The sequence below is a fragment of the Myroides gitamensis genome (genome assembly GCF_029894455.1).
GTDB classification, from domain to species: Bacteria; Bacteroidota; Bacteroidia; order Flavobacteriales; family Flavobacteriaceae; genus Flavobacterium; species Flavobacterium odoratum.
On record NZ_JARYHN010000001.1, the window covers coordinates 1,709,938 to 1,735,521 of the forward strand.

The 25,584-nt window shown below is 35.5% G+C and carries 20 protein-coding genes; 5 read left to right on the plus strand and 15 right to left on the minus strand.

The features are described from left to right. Positions 1–43: 43 nt before the first annotated feature. Complete coding sequence (locus M2306_RS07515) at positions 44–841, minus strand: RteC domain-containing protein (protein WP_259188366.1); 798 nt, start codon at positions 839–841, stop codon at positions 44–46. Positions 842–1,040: 199 nt separating this feature from the next. On the opposite strand from M2306_RS07515, the gene M2306_RS07520 reads away from it, so the two are divergent. The 3 genes from M2306_RS07520 to M2306_RS07530 all read left to right on the plus strand — a co-directional run bounded on the left by M2306_RS07520 (position 1,041) and on the right by M2306_RS07530 (position 2,742). After that, positions 1,041–1,535 carry a hypothetical protein gene (locus M2306_RS07520; protein ID WP_259188365.1) on the plus strand — a complete coding sequence of 165 codons (495 nt, stop codon included), beginning with the start codon at positions 1,041–1,043 and terminating at the stop codon, positions 1,533–1,535. Continuing rightward, positions 1,522–2,151, plus strand: a complete 630-nt coding sequence (locus M2306_RS07525) for a hypothetical protein (RefSeq protein WP_259188364.1) — start codon at positions 1,522–1,524, stop codon at positions 2,149–2,151. Before M2306_RS07520 ends, M2306_RS07525 begins: the two co-directional genes overlap by 14 nt. 342 nt (positions 2,152–2,493) lie before the next feature. After that, a complete protein-coding gene (locus M2306_RS07530) occupies positions 2,494–2,742 on the plus strand; it encodes a hypothetical protein (protein ID WP_259188363.1) in 249 nt (82 codons plus the stop codon). Positions 2,743–3,290: 548 nt separating this feature from the next. Here M2306_RS07530 and M2306_RS07535 read toward each other — a convergent pair. Next, positions 3,291–4,430 carry an aminotransferase class I/II-fold pyridoxal phosphate-dependent enzyme gene (locus M2306_RS07535; protein ID WP_115090063.1) on the minus strand — a complete coding sequence of 380 codons (1,140 nt, stop codon included), beginning with the start codon at positions 4,428–4,430 and terminating at the stop codon, positions 3,291–3,293. Between the two features lie 419 nt (positions 4,431–4,849). On the opposite strand from M2306_RS07535, the gene M2306_RS07540 reads away from it, so the two are divergent. Continuing rightward, the gene (locus M2306_RS07540) at positions 4,850–6,280 is read left to right on the plus strand and encodes a neutral/alkaline non-lysosomal ceramidase N-terminal domain-containing protein (protein WP_259188362.1); all 1,431 of its coding nucleotides are present in this window, start codon (positions 4,850–4,852) and stop codon (positions 6,278–6,280) included. Positions 6,281–6,302: 22 nt separating this feature from the next. Here M2306_RS07540 and M2306_RS07545 read toward each other — a convergent pair whose 3' ends face one another. The 13 genes from M2306_RS07545 to M2306_RS07605 form a co-directional block, all read right to left on the minus strand. Beyond that, positions 6,303–6,911, minus strand: a complete 609-nt coding sequence (locus tag M2306_RS07545) for a sugar transferase (RefSeq protein ID WP_115090061.1) — start codon at positions 6,909–6,911, stop codon at positions 6,303–6,305. Continuing rightward, complete coding sequence (locus M2306_RS07550) at positions 6,911–8,824, minus strand: NAD-dependent epimerase/dehydratase family protein (protein ID WP_259188361.1); 1,914 nt, start codon at positions 8,822–8,824, stop codon at positions 6,911–6,913. The genes M2306_RS07545 and M2306_RS07550 overlap by 1 nt, the downstream gene beginning before the upstream one ends. A 4-nt stretch (positions 8,825–8,828) precedes the next feature. After that, on the minus strand, positions 8,829–9,956 hold the full coding sequence (locus M2306_RS07555; protein ID WP_115090059.1) for a glycosyltransferase family 4 protein: 1,128 nt from the start codon (positions 9,954–9,956) through the stop codon (positions 8,829–8,831). After that, a complete protein-coding gene (locus tag M2306_RS07560) occupies positions 9,957–11,081 on the minus strand; it encodes a glycosyltransferase (protein ID WP_259188358.1) in 1,125 nt (374 codons plus the stop codon). It abuts the gene before it with no gap. Positions 11,082–11,083: 2 nt separating this feature from the next. Beyond that, positions 11,084–12,538, minus strand: a complete 1,455-nt coding sequence (locus tag M2306_RS07565; protein ID WP_147279618.1) for an O-antigen polymerase — start codon at positions 12,536–12,538, stop codon at positions 11,084–11,086. 5 nt (positions 12,539–12,543) lie between these two features. Continuing rightward, positions 12,544–13,686 (minus strand): ATP-grasp domain-containing protein, encoded by a 1,143-nt coding sequence (locus tag M2306_RS07570; RefSeq protein WP_259188357.1) that lies wholly within the window; start codon positions 13,684–13,686, stop codon positions 12,544–12,546. A gap of 6 nt (positions 13,687–13,692) precedes the next feature. Continuing rightward, positions 13,693–14,712 (minus strand): NAD/NADP octopine/nopaline dehydrogenase family protein, encoded by a 1,020-nt coding sequence (locus tag M2306_RS07575; RefSeq protein WP_115090055.1) that lies wholly within the window; start codon positions 14,710–14,712, stop codon positions 13,693–13,695. Further along, the gene (locus tag M2306_RS07580; RefSeq protein WP_236594017.1) at positions 14,709–15,953 is read right to left on the minus strand and encodes an oligosaccharide flippase family protein; all 1,245 of its coding nucleotides are present in this window, start codon (positions 15,951–15,953) and stop codon (positions 14,709–14,711) included. The genes M2306_RS07575 and M2306_RS07580 overlap by 4 nt, the downstream gene beginning before the upstream one ends. Positions 15,954–15,959: 6 nt before the next feature. After that, positions 15,960–17,255, minus strand: a complete 1,296-nt coding sequence (locus M2306_RS07585) for a nucleotide sugar dehydrogenase (RefSeq protein WP_259188356.1) — start codon at positions 17,253–17,255, stop codon at positions 15,960–15,962. Between the two features lie 65 nt (positions 17,256–17,320). Then, a complete protein-coding gene (locus tag M2306_RS07590; protein ID WP_060873675.1) occupies positions 17,321–18,295 on the minus strand; it encodes an SDR family oxidoreductase in 975 nt (324 codons plus the stop codon). 4 nt (positions 18,296–18,299) lie between these two features. Beyond that, entirely contained in the window at positions 18,300–19,700 is a 1,401-nt protein-coding gene (locus M2306_RS07595; protein WP_259188355.1) for a UDP-glucose 6-dehydrogenase, read from the minus strand. A gap of 18 nt (positions 19,701–19,718) precedes the next feature. Then, positions 19,719–21,017, minus strand: coding sequence for a nucleotide sugar dehydrogenase (locus M2306_RS07600; protein ID WP_115090052.1), 1,299 nt, complete (start codon positions 21,015–21,017; stop codon positions 19,719–19,721). Between the two features lie 676 nt (positions 21,018–21,693). Next, on the minus strand, positions 21,694–23,523 hold the full coding sequence (locus tag M2306_RS07605; RefSeq protein WP_259188354.1) for an acyltransferase family protein: 1,830 nt from the start codon (positions 23,521–23,523) through the stop codon (positions 21,694–21,696). A 343-nt stretch (positions 23,524–23,866) separates the two neighbouring features. Between M2306_RS07605 and M2306_RS07610 the strand changes: the two genes are divergently transcribed. Further along, positions 23,867–24,613, plus strand: a complete 747-nt coding sequence (locus tag M2306_RS07610; protein ID WP_259188352.1) for a YoaK family protein — start codon at positions 23,867–23,869, stop codon at positions 24,611–24,613. The last annotated feature ends 971 nt before the right edge of the window (positions 24,614–25,584 follow it).

The window sequence follows — 25,584 nt, forward strand, 5'->3', positions numbered from 1 at the left end:
ACTGGACCAAGGAGAGATAAACACAAAAGCAGAAAACGAACACTTATACGATATCCTCGTATTTCGCCTGAATCAAATCGACCATTTCCGTAAGGATAGTCTGATCTATATTCTTGCGTTTTTTAAAGGCAGCTAGAGTCTGAAAGAAATCCTTGCTAATTTCAACGTCAAAGAGCTGTTCAAAAGCTCTAGCCCAAGATAATAGGGAGGTTGTATCCTCGTCCTGTTTATTGCTGTCATACAGGGCATAGACCACAAGGACAAGGTCTACTTTAGAACGTTGCCACCGCAAGGTGGATTCATTTGTTGCTAGGGTATGATGCTGCAGAAGTAATTTCAGATGATTTACAAAAAACGTCAAGGCCTGAAAATAAGACGGAAACAAAAAATCATAGGCTGGATCAAAAAACACAAAATCACAGGTTTCATCTTTTGCTTTTAAATATTCTTTTATGGCTTGCCAATCCTGGGTTTCTGCGTTTAGACAATAGGCTCCATAGTGGGAATAATTTTCCTTTTTAAACAGATTGTACTGCTCACCTTGTTGATTCAAATAGGTGGTGTATAGTGTTCGATCTAATGGCAAGGAACAATACAAAAGTCCTAATTCTTTCGCAAACCAATAGTGAATTAAAGTCTCCGTAACATGTTTACTGTAAAAGAGTACCTCTTGTTTATGCAATCTGAACTCCGTATGGTGAGCCATATACTGCATTTCATGCAATAGTTTTTTCAATTGATAGGTATTTAGAGCCAAATCTTGCTCTGACATGTCGTAAACGAAAGAAAACTGTTCAATAATCTGTTCTTTTCGTGTTAAAAGGGCCTTTAATGTCTTCATTTCGTTTTTTTTTCAAAGCATAACGAAACCACTTCTACAAAAAGTATGCTAAACCGAGTAAAAAATATAAAAAAAACAAATAGTTACTATCAATAGTGAAAAAAATACAAAAATTAAACCCGAATTCGACAATAAGTTAAATAAATGAATCAAGGCGTCAAACTACTTTTGACACCATTAATCACAAATCATTTTATCTATGGCAAATTATATTAAGCACTTAAATGTAGCTGCCGAATTATTTCAACAGAACCCTGAAGCGAAGCCCACGCATATTGCCTTGTACTTTTCGCTGTTTCAGATGTGGAACACCCTTCGATTTCCACCTACTTATGGCATTAATCGAGAAGAACTAATGAACCGGAGTAAAATAGGAAGCACCACCACGTATAGCAAGTGTATGCGGGAGCTGCATCGGTGGGGGTTGATTGACTATCAATCCAGCACTTCACAATATGGTTTTAGCCGGGTAAGTATTACGCCTTTAGATCAAAAAACACCGAACATTTTTGCGACTTATGAAACTACTACTGATACAAGCAGTGATACTAGTACTGATACCACTAGTGATACAAGTGCTGATACAGGAGGTAAACAAGAAGTGGTACACTTATTAAAACAGAATAAACAGGCAAAAAACAATAAAACTTTTAAAAATTATTCAATTAAAAATAAATATCATGAGCCTTTATAAAATCGAACTCTCCGATACGTATGACCTAATCGATCAAACCAAAATGTACGATCTTAATCGATGTATAGATTTTATTCTCGAAAGAGGAAAAACTATTTTTGGCTATCATTTTTCAATCAGTCCCCAACAGCGTACTATTTATCATCAATTATTGGCTTACGCCGTTGGAGATCCACAAAAAATGGCTGAATTTCAGCTAAATAACAACAAAGGACTCCTTATTCAAGGCAAATCAGAAATGGGGAAAACAGCCATGATTCGTTTGATTCAATACTTTTTTTCTTCGCAAAAAAAATATGAGATAAAATCCATTCAGCTTTTAGCGCAAGATTTTTCTTGCAAGGGCTATGATATTTTTACTCCGATTTTTGCGCCTAATGCCAAGGGAATTTGCTTGGATAATTTGGGCCGAGAGTCAACAATGAAATACTATAGCACTTCTTGTGATATTGCCTACCACATCGTAGAACATTTTTATGAACAACGCTTTGACCTAACGTATCCAAAACTTCACATCATCACTGAGTTATCCGCTAGTGAACTAGAAGATAAATACGGTCAACACTTCAGAAAAATGTTAAGAGAAATGTTTAATGTCGTGGTATGTGAACGATAGTAATTGGGGTGATGATGATTTGTTTTTTTGCTTTTTGAAAAACAGGCATTGAAAATGAGCGTATCGTCACCCTTATTCTACTCCGTATAAATATCAAATACAAACTATAAATCTCGTTCACAAAACAAATAAAACACTATAAATCACTACCTTACACTTGTAAGTCAGAATAAAAACACGTTATTTTACACCTCCTATTAATTATATACCTTCAGAAAGAAAAAAAAATTTACTCGTATGGTAAGGTGGCGGCTTTGGAAACAACCGCAAACGTATTCAAGGTATGTAAACGTTAGGACACTTAATCCGTACGAGTTTTCTATTTCCCAAACATTTTTACTTATGAATACACCCCACCCCCATCAGGTAGCTCCTACGAATGATGAGCACAACTTAGCACTCTTACATCTGTTGTATGACCTCAACCCCAATTTCTCGGCTTATGCGCAAAGCATCAATGACCTTTTCTATTACTACGTTCAGCATTGTACGGATACCTCAACTGAGGTTTTATTAACCTCAACAGAAATCAATAGCATCCTGGAAGTAGTGAATGCCTTTCAACAGCTGAAAGAACCTAGTATAGAGTAGTCTTGCACCGTCGCTCCACACACAGTACCTCACAGCATTGTGTGAGCGCGGGATGCGACCCTTCGTTCCTCAGGGTGATTACTGGGGGTGGATTATAAGACGATGAAAAATTCTTCTTTAATCGAAATTCTCACAAAGTACAACCCTTTCTTTTTTAAAGGGTAAAAAAGAAACAAAAAACCCTTCAACTAACCCAAATAAAGGTCAAATTAGTTTTCAAGGCTGAAAATAAAAGAACTCGCTACGCTCAAACACCTTTTATTTTCACAGCCTTTTCAAACATTTGACGCTCTTTATTTGACTTACGTTGGGGGGTAAATTGTCTGTTATAAAGATGTATTTTGCTTTTAAGTAAATTGGTTTTGTTTTTTTGTTTTTTTGCTTTTTTTTGCAAACGGCTTTTTTGAAACAATCCTCTTTAATCGATAAATCCTCACAAAGAGCAAACCTCACAAAGAGCAAACCTCACAGCACCCTGGCTAGTATTTCACTCCCTATAAATCACAAAAAAAGGATGTTCGTCTGAACATCCTTTTTTGTTATCTTACTTATGCTTTAAAAAAAGCTTGTACTGCTGTAGCAATTCGCTCGCGCTCTTCGGTAGTCATATTACTACCAGAAGGCAAACAAAGCCCAATGTCAAACAACTCTTCTGCAACGGTTCCTCCATAATAAGGAGCGTTTTCGAAAATAGGTTGTTTGTGCATTGGTTTCCACAACGGACGTGTTTCTATTTCTTCTTCCAACAAAGCTAAACGCAATTGTTCTCTATTTTTACCACATACCGCCTCATCAATTGTAATACAGCTCAACCAATGGTTAGAGAAATAATCTGCTGATGGTTCTGAAAATACGGTTACTCCATCAATAGAAGCGAATAGCTCTTGATAGAATGTATGGTTTGCACGACGAGCAGCAATACGATCATTCAATACTTCCATTTGTCCTCTTCCAACACCTGCTAAGATATTACTCATACGGTAGTTGTATCCAATATGTGAATGTTGATAGTGCGGTGCATTATCTCTTGCTTGTGTAGACAAGAATACGGTATAGTCTTTTTGTTCTTTTGTATTACAAACTAAAGCTCCTCCTCCAGAAGTAGTGATGATTTTATTTCCATTGAAACTCAATCCTGCCATTGTTCCGAATGTACCACATTGTCTTCCTTTGTATGTACTTCCTAGGCCTTCTGCTGCATCTTCTAAAACAGGAATTTCATAGCGATTCGCTACTTCCATGATTTCATCCATTTTAGCAGGCATTCCATATAAATGTACTGGGATAATTGCTTTTGGTTTTTTACCTGTTGCAACGGTACGCGCTTTAATTGCTTCTTCTAATGCCACGGGACACATGTTCCACGTTTGTTTTTCACTATCTACAAATACAGGTTTTGCTCCTAAATAAGCAATCGGATTTGCTGATGCTGAAAAGGTCATCGTTTGACAAATTACTTCGTCTCCCGCTTCTACACCAAGATTGATTAATCCTAAATGCAACGCTGCTGTTCCAGAACTTAACGCCGCAACTTGAACGCCTTCTCCTAAGAATTGTTCTAAATCACTTTCAAAGCCATTTACATTTGGCCCTAAAGGAGCCACCCAATTCGTAGCAAAGGCTTCGTTTACATATTTTTGTTCGTTCCCTCCCATGTGTGGAGAAGATAACCAGATTTTTGTTTTCATTCTGCTGTTTTTTATCGAATTTGGAAGAGTTAAAGGTAAGTAGTTTTACCTACATTTTGTAGATTTTTTAAACAATTATAGAAAAACGATTTTTTGTTCTGCTTCAACTCCTTCTCTTCTCTATATTGTCTCAAAATTTTATTTAATTTCAATTCAATTGTCTGTTTTATTTAATAAATACAACAAGATTTTTTTTGTTCTTCTTTGCATATAAATATTTCCATCAAACTAATAATCAATCTATTATACACAAATACCAATTTCTATAGATGAATAAAAACTTTTTATCATCTATTTTTTGATTAAAACACACGATTTTTTATTACCTATGCGTTATAATTATAGAGCCTGATCTTATTCAACAAGAACGAATATAATTAATATCATTGCCTACAAAAGGCTAAACTAAAAACGCTTATATGAAATTGAATGATTACAACAAAATAAAAATAGTCTTCTTTACTAGTATAATCCTGTTGTGTTTATCTTGGAACACCTATGCACAAGACAACGTATTATATGCAGGAATAGCTAAAACAAGTCTACTACCAGAAACAAAAAACATACTACAAGGCAAAGCAGTACATGATACATTGTATGTTAAAACTATTATTCTAGACAATAAACAAAACAAAGTTGCTTTTATGATTGCCGACTCTCAAGGTATTCCGCAATTTGTTATTGAAGAAGCAAAACAAAAAATCCAGGAGGCCACTTCTTTTCCAATTGAAAATATTGTCGTGTCTTCTACGCATACGCATTCAGGCATAGTAGCAAGTGCATCTCCTGAAAACTTCAAAAAGAATAAACTAACAGCTTACCAAGAATTTTTAGTACAAGCTTTAACCACGAGTTTTACATCCGCTTACAACACAATGCAACCGGTTGAAATTGCATGGGGTTCGTTTGATAAGCCTGATTATGTTTTTAACCGCCGTTGGTATACTAAAGAATTAAATGTAAATCCTTTAGGAGGTATGGATTCCGTAAAAATGAATCCAGGAAGTAAGCTGCGTCCTGATTTGATTAAACCAGCGGGGCCAACAGATCCTCAGATTGGCTTTATTGCACTGCGAACACTGGATAAAACTCCTCTCGCTATATTAGCCAATTACTCACTACACTATGTTGGTGGTATTGAAAAGAATACGATTTCCGCAGATTATTTTGGCGTCTTTGATACAGAAGTAAATAAACTATTAAATCACAATAAAATCAATCCTCATTTTATTGGTATCATGTCAAATGGTACTTCAGGTGATGTAAATAATAATGATTACAGTAAAAAAATACCTACGTATCCTCCCTATGAAAAGATGACAGCTATTGCTCATAATATTGCGGAAAGCTTGGCAAAGGAATATCAACAGTTGAATTTTAAAAACTGGATTCCGCTTCATGTAAACTATGAGGAAATTGCACTTGAAAAGAGAGCTCCTGATTTACAATTAAAAGCGAATTTTAGCAAAATCAATGCGAACAAATCTACAAAGCAAGTTTTTCACAGCGATGAAAAATATTATGTAACTCGATCTAATTATTATGCAAAAACCTATCCCAATACCTTTACAGTTCCTATACAGGTTATTCAATTAGGTGATTTAGCAATTAATACCATACCCTTTGAAGTTTTTGCAGAAACAGGTTTAGAACTCAAAGCGAGAAGCGCCTTTGCTCAATCCTTCACTATAGGTTTAGCAAATGGACATTGGGGGTATTTACCTACACCTGAACAGCATCTCAAAGGAGGATATGAGACCTGGCTAACGGTAAATCGAGTGGAGAAAAATAGCTCGCGTATTATTACAGAACAGATCATCAATATGCAAAACCAAATAAAAAAAAGGTAATCAAATTGATTACCTTTTTTATTTAATTATTTCCTTTAAATGCTTGCATAGTTGTATTATCATCTGCATTTACTCCACTACGCATAAATACCTTTTTAACGGTAAGCAATAGAATTTTTACATCTAATATAAAACTAAGATGCTCTACATAATAAACATCTAAGGTGAACTTTTCATTCCAAGAAATAGAATTTCGTCCATTGACTTGTGCCCAGCCTGTGATACCTGGTCGAACTTCATGCCTTCTATTCTGAAAATCATTGTATAATGGCAAATATTTAACTAGTAAAGGTCTTGGTCCTACTAATGCCATATCACCTTTTATCACATTCAACAATTGAGGCAATTCATCCAAAGAAGCTGCGCGTACAAATTTACCTACTTTAGTAATTCGTTCTACATCAGGAAGTAACACCCCTTCTTTATCTCTCTTATCATTCATTGTTTTGAACTTGATCACTTTAAATATTTGGCGATTCATACCAGGTCGCTCTTGGAAAAAGAAAACACCTGCTCCCTGATTAGCAATCGCTAAAAAAATAACCAGAATCAGAAACAAAGGGCTAAAAACGATAAACGCAATTAACGCAATTAAAAAATCAAAAAATCTCTTTAAAAAACGACTGTACATTATTTTAACTGTTTGATTATATCTGTAATGGTATATTTTGGTGTCCAACCTAAATCTTTAATTAAACTACCGTTAACCAAAGAAGAAGTTTTAATTTCTTTACTATCATTTAAGATGAATGTACCACTCCCCTGCATATTATCTTGAATCAATCCGATATATTCGCGTAAACTAATATCTTTTCCGCTTAAGTTCAGTGCTGTTGGAAATTGTTGTTCATCCATTTTTTGAACTACAAATTGCAATGCTTCTAATACATCATCCACATGGATAAGGTTGGTATTGTTTTCTGGATGCTCTATTTTAATCGTTTTCCCTTCTAAGTAGTCTTGAATCATCTTTCCGAAGAAACCAGCCTGACCAGCCAAACTAGGAATAATTACGCGTGGCAAACGAAGTGATACGACATTAGACAGCGGTGAAAATTCTTTAATCGAACTAAATAAATTTTCAATAATTACTTTTTGGAACGCATAACTATTGTTATATGTCAACGGATATCCCTCTGTTTTACTCTCGTTTACATATTGTGGATATACCGATTGAGAAGAAATATTAATTACTTTAGCAATACGTGCCTTGGCAATTTTTACAGACATTTTTTGTAAAAACAAAACCGCATCATACTTTAATTTATCCTCTTCATAAGCTAAAGCACTCACGAAATTCACCAATATATCAGTTTGACACAATACTTGTTCTAAATTAATATCATCCTGCACAATTAATTTTACGTTATTCAACTTACCGAAAAGTAAACGATACTTTCCTAATGAACTTGCTCGTACAACAAGATTGACTTGTTTAAACAAATGAAACGTATCTTGTACAAATATTTTTCCAATATTACTTCCACCACCTAGAATGGTAATTGTTTCTTTTTCTTGGCGTTTTCCTTGTCTAGCAATGACTGTACAAGCTACTTGACGAACCCCTACTTTATTATAGGCATACTGATCTAGTTCACATTTCATCCCTAAGAAATCGCGTACCAAATAATCTACTTCATTAAACCCTAACAAAGCACGATTTCCCGTAATACCCGTAAAACGCATATTCATTTCAAAGAAGAACAATCCTTTCGGCGTTACACGTCCTTGGATATTTACAGGTCCTTTTACCCCATGTTCTTCTAAAATAGGTACGAATTTCATGATTTCATTCGTATAAGCAAAAGAATCTGGGTTTATCGGATCAACATAAACAGGAACTCCATTCTTCAAGGAATTTTTAGAAATAAAAAGACCTGAGAATTTCGATTGTTTATTAAAAATCAACTGAATTGAAATTTCTGATAGTTGTAAGAACTGTCCTTTCTTAACAGCAGCCGTAATTTGTTGATAATTTTTATCTGTTTCTTCTGGGAACAAATACGGTTGAATAATATCATCTCCATTTAATCCTTCTACCTCAGCTAACTCATTGATAATTGAAATTCCTTGTGAAGCTGAACCACCAGATGGTTTTACAATCGCTGGTAAAATACTCAAATCTGGATTAGCTAAAAACTCTTTTACTGATATAGTAGGGACAATTTTACATCCTAACGGAGCAAAGAAATTATACCAATCTTGTTTATCGCGACTAATAGCAATAATTTTAGGTTCAGATACCAAAACTTCAATACCAGCTGCTTTGAACAATTCGTAGTCTTTCGCAAATAGCACCAATTCATGATCATGTCCAGGTACTAAAATATCAACCTTGTTTTCAATACACAATTGTAAAATATGTTGGGTATACCCCTCAGCATACAACCCTGGTACAACGATAAATTCATCGCAATAACTATGCGCATATACGTTGGGATTACCATCACATCCAATTATTTTACATTCTCTTTTTAGGTTTAATGAATCAATTACGGATTGACCAACACCTGAACCTACACAAGTTACTAGTACTGTAATCATAGCTTTATTTTTTTATTTTTTTATATATTTCAGTCAACTGTTGTCCAATCGCTTCGGGAGAATATTTCGTTTTAATATCCTCCGAAATTTGACTTTGATTGTAGTTGTCTATATTTTTAACCATATTATTCATCGCTGCTGCCATTTCTTCAACATGTCCCACCTCTACCATAACAGCATTGGTATCATCAACAAAATCTTCAGGTCCACCGCATTTTGTCATTATCGCTGGCACACCTGCTGATAAAGCTTCCATACAAGCAGTCGCAAAATTTTCCGATAGGGAAGATAAGACATATACGGATGATTTACTCATAAATTCCATAATCTCTACACGTGTCTTTCTACCTTCTAAAAACACTTGTTTCTCTACACCTAAAGATTGTATCAATTGTTGCAAACTTCCTCTCATACCACCATCACCAATAATATGGAATTGGACATTAGCTGGTAGATTTGCTTTAGCAAACGCACGAATAGCCGTATCAAAACCCTTGATTTTAAACAACGAACCTACTGCAATAAAGCGGAAGATTTCATCTTTTTTTCCAGGAACATAACTAAACACACTATCAATAACACAACCTACAAAAACAGAATCTACATTAAATTCTCTTTTAATAATTGTCTTTAGTGGAGCTGAAACGGTGATTAACTGATCCACTTTCGGATAAGCTTCCTGAGCATCAGCGTATACGCTAGCTTTTATTTTCTTTCTTTTTAACTCACTCCAATGTTCTGTACCTACAACAGGTATTCCAAATAAACCTTTTAAATAAGTACCAATTCTAATATTAGGTAAATAATGACTGTGAATCACTTCTATATTTCCTTCTTCCTTTTGAATGTGCTTGTATAATTTTTTCGCAAATCGATTTACAAAATAATTATGAATGAAACGAGGCAATACACGATAGGGTAAAGGAAAAAAGTAATTATACATTTTCACACCATCAATTACCGTCGAAGTTATTCCAATTGATCGCCAATACAAGCGAATTCTGCGGTCTACTGACATCGAAATTACTTCATGCCCTTGTCCTAGAATAGCCTTGGCTTGATCTAGTTCAAAGTTTCCCCACATCGGGTCTTTTTTAGATGGAATTCCTCTGGAAATCAATAACACTTTCATTTATTTCTTTTCTAAAAGTTGTTTAATTCGCGTAATATTTTCAAACGAAAACAGTTTTGTACTTATTTCAAAACAGCCTAAGGCATTATTTTTATATGCCGTTGTTTGGACTAACTGGAGCAGCTGCTCCTTTAATTGTTCCACACTCCCCTGTGCACAAGCTCCTAATACTGGATGTTTTATAAAAAGTTGATCTGGATCTGAATTTAAGGACAATACAGGAATCCCTCTTAACCAGCTTTGAATAAACACATTAGAAAACCCTTCACTCACACTTGTATTCAGTACTAAACTGGCGTTTTTCAACAAGTAATCATTAACAAAAGTATTGTCTTTGCCTTGATAATGGGTGGTATTATTCAATCGTGCCATACGTTCTAAGATTGGTTGAGCATATGCTTGATCTTGAATACTCCCTATTAAATCAAAATGAAACGCAGGATTGTCTTTCAGTTGTTCTGCTAAATCGACAAAAATTTCCAATTGCTTAATCGGTTTTATATTCGCTACCCAAACGATATGAGCCACATCTTGCTGTATCTTCTGTTCAATAAATGGCATGATATCCTCATTCAACGTAGGATGCATGTTATAAACCTGTAGTATAGGTTTCACCTGCAATTGTTGTAACGCTTGCTCTTGTTCACCTGTTTGTACAATAAATTGACTCTTATTGGCTACGGTCTTTTTGAAAAAGTGATAATTAAATTTTCCTCTTAAGCTTTCTGTATTGAACTGCAAGGTGAACAAATCTGCCACGTGAATGAAATGTTGATACCCTAATTCCTTTTGGTATTTTGAAATATAATACGACATAAATTTCAATACCCTTTGATATACAAAATCAGGTTTTTCTTTTTTGAGTACCTCATAGATACGCTTACCATAGGTATATTTTAAAGTAAGTGAATCTAACTTTGTACAACTCTTGATAAAATAAGTTTTATATCCTTCAATCTCTTCTACACGTGTTTGTGCAACCTGCTGTCCTGGTACATCCCCTAAGTATAAAAATACAATCTCGTATTCTTCTTTTAAGCGATCCGCTATTAAGCGCATTTGATATTCTGCACCCCCTTTAAATAAAGGATATATTCCCGTTACGAAAACTAGTTTTTGTTTCATTTTTAGAATGCTTTTTTCTTACGATTTATAAAACCTAGATATAAATAAACCATTATATAAGTAAACGCGATAGATTTTATAGGTGCTAAATAAGTTGCTCTAGACCAAAATATAGAGGAGCCTAAAATAGATATTGACAGAACAATACTATACAATGAAATAAATTTTCTATCAGAGGTAAACACTAACACATCCAATCTCCTAAATAATCTACCTACTAAGAATAAACCAAGTAAAACACTTATTTCTCCAAAGATTAGATATAAATCCGCATTAATTGATGATCCTGATCCTACAAAATAAAAATTACCTTTATCTAACCATGTAATATAAAAAGCACTATTAATATATCTAAAATGACTAGGAAACAAAGGATCAAAAATACCAGCAGCAAAAGGTATCGTTTTTAAAGATTCTCTTAATTGTAGAAGTCCAAACAAATAAGGATAATCATTAGGAACTTTATCTATTACAAAATGTAAAGTTCTTACAGATGAAGCTAACTCAGCAGTTACCGGAGAAAAACTCTCATATTTTTCACTAATTTTATTTTCAGAAAAAGCTTCTACTAGACGATTAGATAAAGACACCTTAGTATCCATTCTTCTAACAATCCCCAACAAAGTAATAAACAATGCTCCTCCAAACACACACATCAATATATACTTTAACTTAATTCTAACTAAAGTACCAACAGTAGCTGCACAAATAAATGTTAACGATATAGTTAGAATTGGGCCTCTATCTCCACTAATGATAATTAACAATAGATACACTCCTAAATTCACATAGAATAACCAACCAAGTCCCTTAACAAATTGAATAATACTATTAGCACCTTTCAATCTACAATTAATAGCATGTAATATTATAATAGACAAATAAGTAATATAAAATAGTAATTGAGCATAGGAAGAAGATGTACCTGAATTACTTTCAATCAACTCTTGTGAATATTCACCTGAAAGAAAAGTTTTTAAGTTTAAATAAATAGACAACAAATTAAATAATGTAAAAACAATTATTAGTCGATCTAATGGTATAACACTAAAAACTTTATATTTCTTTTTTATCGGTTTTAATCTAATAAAGTAACCAAGAAATAAGGCTATAAGTCCGGCACAACTTAAAAGCGCAGCTTGATTTATTAAATGTGGTTTAACAAAGTAAAACAAATCAGTTGCTAATAAATTCCCCAAAAGCAAGTCTGTATAACCTTGAAAAAAAACAATTAAGTAGCCCAGTAAAAATAAAAAAATAGGTCTAATATACTGTTTTCGAAGTTCAACTATAGGATCAAAAAAAGTACTAAACACAAACAAAATCACACTTATAATCACTATTACTAAAGTTAACAACAATAAACCTTTAGAATAATTTAAACCTATTGAAAAGGGATAAAGAACTAGTAAGAAAAGGAATAGAGGTATTAATAAACTAAAGCAAAATTTATACATAATGATTATTTTAAAAATTTATCTTTGAATATTTCCATTAAAGTCAGCTCTTGGATCCAATACTTTCCTTCTTTAAATTGGTATTCCCCTTTAGCTGTACGTTCATAATATCCGGCTACACCATCTATTTCCAATTGTTTTGGTGTATCTACACCAATAAAAATAGAACTTTCAATAATATAGTACTGTTTGTTTTTTTCACTATACAATAAATCGGTAGCTAGACAAGTAGCACCGTAGAGTTCCTTTACTTGAAAAGCTAAATCCAAAGCCGCTGCAGGGATTTCTTTCTTTTCATAATTCCCAGCCCCAGAAGCTCTAAAATCACCCTTATTAGGATATCGATAGTAACCCAATGCTTTATTTCCAATAGTTATTATACGCAAATCAAAAGTAGCATCTGCTATAAACTGTTGAAAATAAACATAATCTTTTTGGCGTTCGAACGGAAAATACGTTTTCAATCCCTTATTACTAAATACCTTATTTACCAATTGCATCGCTTCTTCCTTACTATTCATTTTTTCGACACCAAAAGAAGCTGATCCTGTCGTTAATTTTGAAATAATAGGATATGTAGTCTGATTTAAAAAGGCAATAACATCTTGCCTGTCATGCGATACAAAAGTAGGTATTTCGGGTAAGTTATGTGCTTTATAAAAATAATGCGCATTAACCTTATCTTCATATCCCCAAATTTCATCATATGAAGGTAAACAAGTCTTTTTCAGTATCTTATCTAAGACATACAATTTATTCTTTGCTATTTTCTGCGTACTTGGATCAGAAGCGGTGTGCCAAATAATCAAATCATATTTTTTAGCCTCCTCTAACCAATTAGATTTTAAGATATTATAAAACTCATATTGAATTTTATTATTTTTCAAAAAACGCTCGTATTTTGGAAAATATGAACGTTTATATAAATACTTTTCATCATATCTAAAAATGTCATCTTTAACTAAACCTACTGTAAAATTTATTTCCTTCAAGGGTTCATTTAACAACACAACATTAGCCATCTCTAAATTCTGCACATGTTCCTCATAGGTTGTTATACGACCAGATTTTTTTTGCCCTTCAATAAATTTATTTACGACAAAAGGCGTTTTTAAAGCTATTTTTTTTACTATACTTCTCAAAGACATAATCTCTTATATTGTTTTAATAATATTACCATTTGCTCTAAAATCAATATTTAATAACGCTCCTGATAAATTAATAATTGCTGTTGCTATAGGTGTTTCAATTTCTAATAGTTTACCTAATGACTCCATCATTACCACTCCCATAGGTATATCTTCTTTTAAATAACGATGATTTAAACTATTTGGCCCTTTACTCGCTTCTTCTGAAAAGGATCGAAATACTTCTAAAGAATCTTTATTCAAATCCTCTTCATTTCTCCACTTCGCAGCATCAAAATAGGATAACTCTGGACATTTCAGTGCTTTTAGAATTTTATTCTTTTCAACATCAAATTGTTTGATTACATTGATGATAGCGGGAGTAAAAGCCTCTTTATACAACCAAAATTCTCCTTGCGAATATTCAATACGCGAAGCTGATAATAATACACCAATTGTATGCACAATCATATTTGGATTATGCAATGCAATATCATAGGATGATTTTCTTTCTAAATCAATTGGAAAGAAAGCTGATTTAAACTGTTCTTTTTCTTCTTCAGTGAAATTAGTAAAACTTGCTGCTACACGACAATTTTGAAAACTTACATTCACCTTGGATGGAGATAGGATTCGACCATTATAAACGGTTGTTTCAAACTCAACGTATTTGATATTTTTATCAATATAACGTTTAAAAACGGCCATACTAGCGTAACTTGGCATCAGACAGATAATTTGTCCATCTTTAACATAGGGAGCGATTCGCTTGGCAATATCCTCATGTTGTAACGTTGTAGTAGTCACTAAAATAACGTCTGCTCCAGGAATAGCTGCTTCAAAACTCGTCGTAATATTGTGGATGACGATTTTGTGATCATACTTATGAAAATCATTAATACTGTACTCCTTTTTATCACACAAAACATTAAATGTATCTGAATTTATCGTTGAAGACTTTAAAAAAGTCACTTCATGGCCTAACAAATGAAGATAAGCTCCATGAATTAACCCTACATTTCCTGTACCTATAACTGTATATTTCATTTTTTATTTTTTAAATATTTAACGTATAAACCTCCTCCCATCATCCATCTAGAAAAACTCAAATTTATAGCTGCACCTATTATTCCAAAATACGTAATAAGCGGAAAAGCTAAAACAAATCCCAACAATGAAGCTCGTATCGTATTCTTCATAACCAACTTATCCATTCGTTTAATTAAAAAATAATTTAAACCAAAGATATTAGAAAAAGCATAACCTATTAGGCCTATAACTAAAATTAAGAGTACCCAAAAAGCATGTTCATATTTAATATTCAAATACCAAAAAATCAATTTAGAAGAAGCAAGAATTCCTATACTTAAAACAGTTGTTACAGCTAATAATATTTTTCTGTACTTCGGAAAAGCATCTTTTTTTCGATTTAAAAAAGGAAAGAATACTCTTGAAAATACATCTATAATTGTAACAGCTAGATTAACAATCGTTAAAATTGCTTGGTACATCCCAACTAATGATTTTGTTCCTAAAACTCCTAATAAAAATGTACTTGTATTATTGTATAAGGTAGGAACAAATTGATTAATAAAAAGCGGAAAATTATTTTTTATTGTATCAATAATTATCTTCTTTGGCAACCAAATTAATTTTAACTTGTATTTCCTCATTAATAAATATTGTCCTATAATTCCCGCTCCAATAAATCCTGCACCTTGTAGCAAAGGATAAATCCAATAGTCCTCTTCTGATTGAATAAAAACAAAAATACAAATGGTAAAAAATGCTTTAATCCCTAGATTCAAATAGGTGATGTAACGCATTTTTTCAATTCCTTGAAAAAACCACTCAGGAAATAGAGCATACCCAATTAGCATCAAAGAACTTAAAGCATAGATCTCTTTATATTCATAGAAAGAGGGTACACATAATACAATTCCTGTAATAACTAAAAGAGAAATTAATAAAAAAATTCCTTTAATCCATATTACTTTGCTATAAATTAAATTGAGTTTGCTGGGACTATTTCTAAAAATAGCTACATCTCTAACGGCTGTAATACGAAAACTAAAATCAGTTAACGACTGAAAGTAAGCAATTAACGATGCGGAAAATACAATAACACCATATTTTTCAAACCCCAATACACGCAACACATAAGGCAAAGTTATTAAAGGCAACACCATCCCTACTAATTGTAGAGCAGATAAAGAAATAAAATTCTCTATTAATGTTTTTGCATCTTTATTACGTAACTTCTCTTTTATCTTTTTGATTAATTCCACAGCCTACTACAATCTACGATCTACTCCTCCGTCTAAAACTCCTTTCACATCATAGAGTACAGCTACATCTTTCTTCAATTGATCTAAATCCAAAGTTAATAGCTCTTTGTGTGCAACCCCCAATACAATCGCATCAAATTTTCCTTGTGGTACAGTCGTATGACTTACTACCCCATATTCGTGCATTACTTCTGCTGGATTTGCCCATGGATCATACGTTGTTACTTTCACTCCATAGTCTTCTAAAGCAGCAATAACATCAACAATCTTCGTATTGCGAACATCCGGACAATTTTCTTTAAAGGTTACCCCTAACATCAATACTTCTGCTTCACTTACCTTGATGCTCTTTTTAATCATGGTTTTGATGACTTGAGACGCTACATATTCGCCCATGGAATCATTTAAACGACGACCCGCTAAGATAATCTCTGGATGGTATCCTTTTTCCATTGCTTTTTGTGCCAAGTAGTATGGATCTACCCCAATACAGTGCCCCCCTACTAATCCTGGTTTGAATGGCAAGAAGTTCCACTTCGTTCCAGCTGCTTCTAATACCGCGTGGGTATCAATATCCAATAAATTAAAGATTTTTGCCAATTCATTGACAAAAGCAATGTTAATATCACGTTGTGAGTTTTCAATTACTTTTGCTGCTTCTGCTACTTTAATTGTCGGTGCTAAATGCGTTCCTGCAATAATAACCGCTTTGTAGATATCATTCACTACTACCCCAATTTCTGGTGTACTACCCGCCGTTACTTTTAATATTTTTTCAACTGTATGTTCTTTATCTCCAGGGTTAATACGCTCTGGTGAATAGCCCGCATAAAAATCTTCATTGAATTTCAATCCTGATACACGTTCTAGAACAGGTACACATTCCTCTTCTGTTACACCTGGGTAAACTGTTGATTCATAGATTACAATATCCCCTTTTTTCAACACTTTCCCCACGGTCTCTGATGCTTTATACAACGGCGTCAAATCAGGACGGTTGTGTTTATCTACAGGTGTAGGTACAGTGACAACATAGACATTACAATCTGTAATATCTCCTAAATCATACGAACAATACAATCCTTGTGCTTCATTTGCGAATACAGGATTCGTTTTTACCGTTACGGCTTGTAAAATTTCATTTTCTACTTCTAATGTACTGTCTTTTCCTTCTCTTAATTCAGCGATACGTCCTTGATTAATATCAAAACCTACAGTTGGGAATTTTGTAGCGAATAAACGCGCCAAGGGTAATCCCACGTATCCTAATCCAATTACTGCAATTTTATGTTGTGTATTCATGTATAGAAAATCTAGTTTTTGTGTATTATTTAAAATCAATACTTCTTTGTTTCGTCTTTTTACGTTTACAGCATCTCTTTATGTTCCCAATACCATTTCATTGCTTCGCGTAAGCCGTCATCTAATGTATGACTAGGATCATACGCCAATAATGCTTTTGCTTTTTCAATAGAAGCTAATGAATGTGGAATATCTCCTACTCGATTTGGTCCGTGTTTCACTTCCACTTGTTCAATAGCTGCATCATAAGTAGCTAAATGTTTTTTCAGGTAAGATACTAGCTCATTTAAAGTTGTACGATCCCCCACCGCTGTATTATAAACGGTATTAATCGCCTCTTTGTTGTCTGTCAACATCGCACGTTCATTCATTTGAACTACGTTATCAATATAGGTAAAATCACGAGAGTAATCCCCTGTTCCATTAATGGTCGGACTTTCATGATTAATCAATTGTTTAACAAATAAAGGAATTACTGCTGCATAAGCTCCATTTGGATCTTGACGACGTCCAAATACGTTAAAATAACGCAATCCAATCGCTTCAATTCCATAAGTTCTAGCAAATACATCGGCATACAATTCATTTACATACTTCGTTACAGCATAAGGAGACAATGGTTTACCAATAATATCTTCCACTTTTGGTAAATTTTCAGAATCTCCATAAGTAGACGAACTTGCAGCATACACGAATCGTTTTACTTCTGCATCACGAGAGGCCACCAACATATTAATAAATCCAGAGACATTCACCTCATTTGAAGTAATAGGATCTACAATAGAACGTGGCACAGATCCTAAAGCCGCTTGGTGCAAGACATAATCCACCCCTGTTACTGCTTGTTGACACGTAGCCAAGTCGCGAATATCCCCTTCTAGTAATTCATAGTTCGGGTTGCTTAAAAATTCTTCAATATTGTATCGATAACCTGTTGAGAAATTATCTAAACAACGGACAAAGTATCCTTGATTTAAAAAGTACTCTGTTAGATTTGAGCCAATAAATCCAGCTCCACCAGTAATTAATATTTTTTTCATAATTTTATTTTCCTCTTCCAATTGTATATACTTCAAACCCTATTTGTTCCAAGGCTGCTCTATTCAAGATGTTACGTCCATCGAATACGAAAGCGGGTTTTTGCATGTTGTCATAAATACGTTGCCAGTCGTAGGTAACAAACGCATCCCATTCCGTTAGCACGGCAATACCATGTGCGCCTGCAAGAGCTTCATACGGATCTTGGTGTACCGTTAAATGCTTGCGGTTTGCCTCAGGTTCACGGGTTGCTAAATAGTCCAAATCGGACAGCATTTGCATTTCCGTTACTTTAGGGTCATACACGTGAATTTGCGCTTCTTCATCCATTAAATCATTGGCAACATAGATGGCTGCTGATTCGCGTGTATCGTTTGTATCTTTCTTGAATGCCCATCCTAAGAAGGCAATTTTTTTATCATTTACGGTATTAAACAGGGTATTGACGATATTCTCCGCAAAACGACGTTTTTGGTAATCGTTCATAATGATTACTTGTTCCCAATAGCCCGCTACTTCTTGTAAACCATAAGAAGAAGCGATATACACCAAGTTCAAGATGTCTTTTTGAAAACAAGATCCTCCAAAACCAACAGAAGCTTTTAAGAATTTGCTTCCAATACGGCTATCTGTTCCAATGGCACGCGCTACTTCACTCACATCTGCCCCAGAGGCTTCACATAGTTCTGAAATGGCATTGATGGATGATACGCGTTGTGCTAAAAAGGCATTGGCGGTTAATTTCGATAATTCGGAAGACCATACGTTGGTACGCAAGATGCGCTCCTGTGGTACCCAAGCGCTATAAATAGTCGCTAAGGCTTCGATTGCTTCTCTTCCGGCTGGGGTTTCTTCTCCTCCAATAAGTACGCGATCGGGATTCATCAAATCCGCAATGGCTGTACCTTCTGCGAGGAATTCCGGGTTGGATAAGATTTGGAACTCTACTCCATTTCCCGTTTGGTCTAAAATGCGTTTGATGGCTTGAGCCGTACGCACTGGTAGTGTTGATTTTTCAACGACAATTTTATCGGTCTTCGCGACTCTAGCAATTTGACGGGCACATAGTTCGATATACTTTAAATCAGCCGCCATCCCTTTTCCTTTTCCATAGGTTTTGGTTGGTGTATTCACTGAAATGAAGATCATATCGGCTTCCTCAATTGCTTGGTCTACATCGGTATCAAAAAACAGGTTGCGCCCTCTTGCTTCTGCAACAATGGCATCTAATCCTGGTTCATAGATCGGCAACTTGTTTAAGTCGGTATGGTTCCACGCCTGAATACGCGCTTCATTGATATCCACTACTGTGATTTGAATATGTGGATTTTTCTGTGCAATGACAGCCATGGTAGGACCCCCTACATAGCCTGCACCCACACAACAAATCTTAGTAATCTTTTTCATTTTTATTGTACCAGCTTATTATAATCTACTATCTACTTCGTTTGGTTTTAACACACTCTTGGTGTCAAATACCACGCCAGAGGATTGAACCAATTCTCGGACGTTAAATTTATTGAAATCGCGGTGTGCTGTTGTTAAGACAACCGCATCATATTGTTGTTTTACGATGTCTAAGGAATTTACTAATGTAATTCCGTATTCCGTTTTTACTTCTTCTGGATTCACCCAAGGGTCATACACCTCTACTGTTAATCCATAAGAAACTAACTCATCGTATATCATAGCCACTTTGGTATTGCGGGTATCGGGACAGTTTTCCTTAAAGGCAAAGCCCAATAGCAATACTTTAGATTGGCTTACATTGATGTTTTTTTGCACCATAAGCTTGACTACTTTACTGGCAATAAAAACGGGTATTTCATCATTCACACGTCTTCCTGAAAGGATAACGTCAGGGTAATAGCCCAATTGAATGGCTTTATGTGCTAAATAATACGGATCGACCGAAATGCAATGTCCTCCTACTAAACCGGGTTGAAACTTCAGGAAGTTAAACTTGGTTCCCGCTGCTTCTAGTACTTCTTGGGTATCGATTCCGATGCGATCAAAAATCAAAGCCAACTCATTCACAAAAGAGATATTGACATCGCGTTGTGCATTTTCAATTACTTTAGCGGCTTCTGCTACTTTAATGGAGGAAGCTTTATGTGTACCTGCTTGGATGATCTGTTGGTATAATTGATCGATTTCTTCTGCAATAGCGGGTGTGCTACCCGAAGTTACCTTGACAATGGTTTCTAAGGTATTGATTTTATCTCCTGGGTTGATACGCTCTGGTGAATACCCTACGTAAAAATCGCGGTTGAACTGTAGTTTTGAAGTGGCTTCTAATACGGGAATACATTCTTCTTCTGTACAACCTGGATATACGGTAGATTCATAGATGACGATATCGCCTTCTTTGAGGACCTCTCCGACTAAACGGGAAGCGCTCTTTAGGGGTGATAAATCAGGTGCGTTGAATTGGTTAATGGGTGTTGGAACGGTAATAATGAAGACATTGGATCCTGCTAAGTCTTTTCTTTCAAAGCTAGGCAAATATCCTTTTATACCTCCAGAGGTTTGGTATGCGATAAGGGAAACTCTTAGCTGATCTTGGTCGGCTTCTTTGGTTTCATCTTGTGCTTTTTGTAGGGATTCAATGCGTTGGGCATTGATATCAAATCCCACTACAGGGTAGTGTTTAGCGAATGCTAGCGCCAAAGGCAAACCTACATAGCCTTGTCCTACAACTGCAATCTTATATTCCTTTTCCATTTTTTTTACTACTTTCTTATTTACTTTAGGGACGGGATAAAAAAGTAAGGTGTTTTAGCCATAGGCTACTCCCTAAGCTTACAAAGGTACATTTTTTAACTCTTTCTCTAGCATAGATTTGATTATTTTTAAGGAAAGTCGCCAACTGTCACTTCCTAAAAACACACACATAAAATGAATTAATTGTTAAAATTATTTAAATAAAATGAAATAAACGCAATGGTATACGCTATCTGTATGTTTTATTGAAAGAAATAATGCTTTTGCTTTTTGTGCTTTGTGAGGTTTGTGCTTTGTGAAATCGCAGGATTTGTCGATTAAAGAAGAATGGCTCACTGTTATGAGGTTATGGGTTAAAGGTTATGGGTAAAGTCTGATCTCACCGCCTTGTAATCCACCCCCAGTATGTCCTGAGGCAATGAAGGGTCGCATCACGCGCTGACACAATGCTGTGGGGGCTGTGTGGAGTGACTGATTAGAGCAACGGATGCGTTCCCTCCTTCGTCGGGATGACATACAGAGCGGAGCGACTGAACGAATACTGGATAGAGTAACGGATGCGTCCCTTCCTGCGTCAGGGACATACAGAGCGGAGCGACTGACTAGCGTATTGTCTTTTTGCTTTTTTTCAAATCCTCTTTAATCGATAAACCTACAACCTCACAAAGAGCAAACCTCACAACACCCCATGCTTCTTCGCGAAAGCCATAAAATCTTTTCCTACCCAATCCCCTATTTTTCTACTTCCGAATGTATTCAGGTGGTCTTCATCGTAATAGCCTAGGGTATCATTGAAGTAGGGCAATGTGGAAGTACGGTCAAAATCAAATTGCCAATAGAGTACTTGTTCGGGGTTCTTTTGAATCGCGTCGCGTACGTATGGTGGTTCTGAAGCGTGGACCACTTGGATATCCGCACTTTCATCATTATAGAGGTAATCACGGGTTGCGCGTATCGGATTGCGGTCTAACGTAGGGTAATCGCCCAAGATAACCAGGCGTTGATCGGGTTCTAAGCTTTCTACTAAAGAGGTAAAAGCAACGGCTAAAGAAGGGACATCTTCTAACCAGGCACTAGCCACGAAAATGGTTTTGCTCTTTTCTGTTAGTTCTTCTACTTCTTCCATCAGTTTTTCATAGGTTTCATAATCTGCTTCTTTGTCAAAATCACTTCGATTGATATTGGCAAAAAGTGGGTAACGATTATTACTCACCGACCAAAAGGAGAAGTTATTGTCCTTCCCTATTTCATCGAGAATGGCTTTATATACTAAAGCATGACTATCGCCAATGAGGCAAATGGAATCGGGTTGTGTTTTGGTCTCATCCCCATATAATCCCACTGCTTTGAACTGATGCGCATGGGACTCCATACCGAAGGTTGGTGTTGCATAGGCCGCTGGAATAGGGAATAAATATTGATTCATGCGGTAAATTCCACCGCCTGCCAGTACCACAAGCATCGCTAACCCGACAAATCGAGGAACGAACACCTTATTGGAATAGGTACGAAATACATTTTCTACATAGGTATAGGACAACCAGGACAATCCATAGGTCAAGGCGGTAATTCCGACCATCTCGTAAAGAGTGAAGTCCAGCCGCATGTTATAATAGCGCAAAAAGGCCATAATCGCCCAATGCCACAGGTAAATCGCATAGGATAGTTCGCCTAGATGCACCATTACCTTGGTTTTAAAGAGTGCATTTACTTGAGAAGTCGTCGTCAAGAGTAAACACCCCGTAAACACACAAGGGAGTACAACCCATAGCCCCGGAAAGACAGTTTGTTCTGAAAATCCTATGGCACAGGCTATAATCCCAACCAAAGCAATCCACGCGATGGGATTTTGATATTTACTAAACTTTGTTTGGAGATCATCCGCACGAATCGCGAGAACTGTACCGATTAGAAATTCGGGGATTCGCGCAAGTAAAGAAAAATACATCTCACTTTGCTGATTGAGGTATACACTGGAATAAAAGGAATACCCCAATAACCCCACAACGAGCATCAAACTCACCACAAAGAGGTATCGCTTACGCACAAACCATAAAAACAAAGGCAACAACAGATAGAACTGCATTTCGATGGACAAGGTCCAGGTATGCAACAACGGATTCTCCTGATTTGAAGCACCAAAATAGGTATCGAGATGTGCAAAGTAATTGTTGGAATTGAATAAACCCGCTACAACTAGGGTACGTCGTAAGTTGAGAATATCCACCCATACATAGGCCCAAGCTCCTACTATTCCCACACCTAGCAAAAGCAATAAAAAGACGGGTACAATGCGCTTAATCCTTCCTAAATAGAAATCCAAGAAATGAAAGGTTTCTTTTTCTTTTTTGTGCAAGATGATACTACTGACCAAAAAACCCGAGATCACAAAAAACACATCTACACCTATAAATCCACCACTGAGCCAAGCGGGATTGAGGTGAAAAATAAAAACTAAAAGTACGGCTAAGGCTCTCAATCCTTGTATGTCGGGTCTATACTGCATGGTGGTGCGTGGTTGTAAAGTCGTTTTTTTGTGAAGTGGTAAAGGTAGAAGATTTATCGATTAAAGATGGTTTTTTGTGAGGTTCGCTCACCTCCTTTGTCGGAAATCATCCAGTTATTTGGCAAATTGCCATTTACCACTACGAGATTTTACATCTCATCGCCTCACCTCCTCACCTTCTCACCTTCTCACCGTCTCACCGCCTTTGTCGGAAATCATCCAGTTATTTGGCAAATTGCCATTTGCCACTACGAGATTTTACATCTCACCGCCTCACCATCTTCTCTCCCCTTTCCTCTTTCCAATTGATTTTTTGTAACTTTGTGTAAATCCACTCTTCGTTATGTTTAGACACCAGGGTAAAAATCGCGCGTATTCCCATAACCTCAAATTAGCATCCGTACTATCCTGTGTGGCTGGTATTGTCAATAGTGTGGGAGTTTTGGGGTTACATACCTTGACGACGAATGTAACAGGCCATTTTGCTTTTTTTGCAGAAGAAGTCATTGAAGAAAACTACAATCGTGCGATTGTCTATCTGGTCTACACCTTTTTCTTTCTCTTGGGATCCTTTGTTTCTAGTTTAATTATGGAATGGGTATTGAAGCATAAACCCGAAGTATCCTATGTGATTCCCATTGTATTAGAGATGGCGCTCTTGGTGGGACTCAGTATTATTGATATCAATGCACCCCAGGCCTTGGTGAAATACAGCGTATTTACTGCTTTGATTTTACTATTTGCAATGGGCGTACAGAATTCCTTGGTAACTAGAGTATCCGGTGCTGTCGTGCGTACCACCCACTTAACAGGGTTATTTACCGATTTGGGGATTGTGTTATCCCAGCTGTTCTTCTATAAGAACCGTTCCGAACGCATCAAACTCTACCGCAGTATTTTTTTGATGCTTGCGATTATTGGCTGTTTCTTTATTGGTTGTGTAGCAGGTGGATTCCTTTATTTTCACTACCAATTTAAGACCTTGCTACTTGCCGCTTTACTCTTGTTGTTTGCCCTTTGGTATGATCAGCTACTCATGAGTTACTATGCCTTAAGACGCAAAATCCAAAAAAGAGACTTTCGATTTTAATGAAGAAATTGTTTTTTTTGCAAAAGGCTTTTTGAAACAATCCTATTTAATCGATAAATTCTACGATTTCACAAAGAGCAAACCTCACAAAGCCCCCCTTTCTTTTTTAAAGGGTAAAAAAGAAACAAAAAACCCTTCAACTAACCCAAATAAAGGTCAAATTAGTTTTCAAGGCTGAAAATAAAAGAACTCACTACGCTCAAACACCTTTTATTTTTACAGCCTTTTCAAACATTTGACGCTCTTTATTTGACTTACGTTGAGGTAAATTGTCTTTTGTAAAGAGGTTGTTTACTTTTAAGTAAATTGGTTTTCTATTGTTTGCTAGATTGCTTTTTTGTGATTTTGCAAAAGGCTTTGTGAAACAATCTTCTTTAATCGATAAATCCTCACAAAGCACGAACCTCACAAAAAACAAACCTCACAAAAAACAAAGTACAATCCTTTCTTTTTTAAAGGGTAAAAAAGAAACAAAAAACCCTTCAACTAATCCAAATAAAGGTCAAATTAGTTTTCAAGGCTGAAAATAAAAGAACTCACTACGCTCAAACACCTTTTATTTTTACAGCCTTTTCAAACATTTGACGCTCTTTATTTGACTTACGTTGGGGGTAAATTGTCTGTTATAAAGATGTATTTTGCTTTTAAGTAAATTGGTTTTGTTTTTTTTGCAAAAGGCTTTTTTTTAAACAATTCTCTTTAATCGATAAATCCTACGATTTCACAAAGAACAAACCTCACGAAGCCCCCCTTTCTTTTTTAAAGGGTAAAAAAGAAACAAAAAACCCTTCAACTAACCCAAATAAAGGTCAAATTAGTTTTTAAGGCTGAAAATAAAAGAACTCACTACGCTCAAACACCTTTTATTTTTACAGCCTTTTCAAACATTTGACGCTCTTTATTTGACTTACGTTGGGGGTAAATTGTCTTTTGTAAAGAGGTTGTTTACTTTTAAGTAAATTGGTTTTCTA

What these genes read in the sequence shown, in the direction of transcription:
- M2306_RS07545 (WP_115090061.1), bottom strand. Translation starts at nt 6,911, where the DNA reads ATGTACAGTCGTTTTTTAAAGAGATTTTTTGATTTTTTAATTGCGTTA.
- M2306_RS07595 (WP_259188355.1), bottom strand. Translation starts at nt 19,700, where the DNA reads ATGAAAAAGATTACTAAGATTTGTTGTGTGGGTGCAGGCTATGTAGGG.
- M2306_RS07600 (WP_115090052.1), bottom strand. Translation starts at nt 21,017, where the DNA reads ATGGAAAAGGAATATAAGATTGCAGTTGTAGGACAAGGCTATGTAGGT.
- M2306_RS07585 (WP_259188356.1), bottom strand. Translation starts at nt 17,255, where the DNA reads ATGAATACACAACATAAAATTGCAGTAATTGGATTAGGATACGTGGGA.
- M2306_RS07525 (WP_259188364.1), top strand. Translation starts at nt 1,522, where the DNA reads ATGAGCCTTTATAAAATCGAACTCTCCGATACGTATGACCTAATCGAT.
- M2306_RS07520 (WP_259188365.1), top strand. Translation starts at nt 1,041, where the DNA reads ATGGCAAATTATATTAAGCACTTAAATGTAGCTGCCGAATTATTTCAA.
- M2306_RS07535 (WP_115090063.1), bottom strand. Translation starts at nt 4,430, where the DNA reads ATGAAAACAAAAATCTGGTTATCTTCTCCACACATGGGAGGGAACGAA.
- M2306_RS07550 (WP_259188361.1), bottom strand. Translation starts at nt 8,824, where the DNA reads ATGATTACAGTACTAGTAACTTGTGTAGGTTCAGGTGTTGGTCAATCC.
- M2306_RS07570 (WP_259188357.1), bottom strand. Translation starts at nt 13,686, where the DNA reads ATGTCTTTGAGAAGTATAGTAAAAAAAATAGCTTTAAAAACGCCTTTT.
- M2306_RS07610 (WP_259188352.1), top strand. Translation starts at nt 23,867, where the DNA reads ATGTTTAGACACCAGGGTAAAAATCGCGCGTATTCCCATAACCTCAAA.
- M2306_RS07555 (WP_115090059.1), bottom strand. Translation starts at nt 9,956, where the DNA reads ATGAAAGTGTTATTGATTTCCAGAGGAATTCCATCTAAAAAAGACCCG.
- M2306_RS07575 (WP_115090055.1), bottom strand. Translation starts at nt 14,712, where the DNA reads ATGAAATATACAGTTATAGGTACAGGAAATGTAGGGTTAATTCATGGA.
- M2306_RS07530 (WP_259188363.1), top strand. Translation starts at nt 2,494, where the DNA reads ATGAATACACCCCACCCCCATCAGGTAGCTCCTACGAATGATGAGCAC.
- M2306_RS07515 (WP_259188366.1), bottom strand. Translation starts at nt 841, where the DNA reads ATGAAGACATTAAAGGCCCTTTTAACACGAAAAGAACAGATTATTGAA.
- M2306_RS07605 (WP_259188354.1), bottom strand. Translation starts at nt 23,523, where the DNA reads ATGCAGTATAGACCCGACATACAAGGATTGAGAGCCTTAGCCGTACTT.
- M2306_RS07565 (WP_147279618.1), bottom strand. Translation starts at nt 12,538, where the DNA reads ATGTATAAATTTTGCTTTAGTTTATTAATACCTCTATTCCTTTTCTTA.
- M2306_RS07540 (WP_259188362.1), top strand. Translation starts at nt 4,850, where the DNA reads ATGAAATTGAATGATTACAACAAAATAAAAATAGTCTTCTTTACTAGT.
- M2306_RS07590 (WP_060873675.1), bottom strand. Translation starts at nt 18,295, where the DNA reads ATGAAAAAAATATTAATTACTGGTGGAGCTGGATTTATTGGCTCAAAT.
- M2306_RS07560 (WP_259188358.1), bottom strand. Translation starts at nt 11,081, where the DNA reads ATGAAACAAAAACTAGTTTTCGTAACGGGAATATATCCTTTATTTAAA.